We start from the raw sequence: 413 nt of genomic DNA, 5'->3' as shown, positions 1-413 counted from the left end.
CAAGGCGCGAAACGCCGTTGCCGATGAGCGCATCGAGCGTCTGACGCAGATCCTGAAGGCCTTCGATCGCGCCCGCTTCGGCCGGCGATCGGAAAAGCTCGGCTCCCCAACCACCGACGACGAGCCGCAGGCCTTTGTCTTCGAGGAAATCGAGACCGGCATCGCCGCGATCAGGGCGCAGGTCAGCAAGGGCCGCGAGCGTCCGGACGGCAAACGTCCGCCGCGGCCGCGCAAGGGCTTCGCACCGCATCTGGAGCGGGTTGAAGTGGTCATCGAGCCGGAGGATCGGCCGGAGCATGCCGGCAAGCAGAAGGTGCTGATCGGCGAGGACGTCTCGGAGCGGCTGGATGTGGTGCCGGCGAAGGTCCGCGTCATCGTCACCCGCCGCCCGAAGTATGCCTTCAAAAATGAGG

General features: G+C 66.6%; 1 protein-coding gene. It reads left to right on the top strand.

Annotated elements, in window-relative coordinates:
* A partial coding sequence (locus R0J92_RS21805; protein ID WP_411053178.1) for an IS66 family transposase zinc-finger binding domain-containing protein occupies positions 1 to 413 on the top strand: 413 nt, incomplete at both ends.

Source organism: Tritonibacter sp. SIMBA_163 (assembly GCF_046535935.1).
Classification (GTDB): Bacteria; Pseudomonadota; Alphaproteobacteria; order Rhodobacterales; family Rhodobacteraceae; genus Epibacterium; species Epibacterium scottomollicae.
This window is presented reverse-complemented; position numbering and strand designations above follow the sequence as displayed.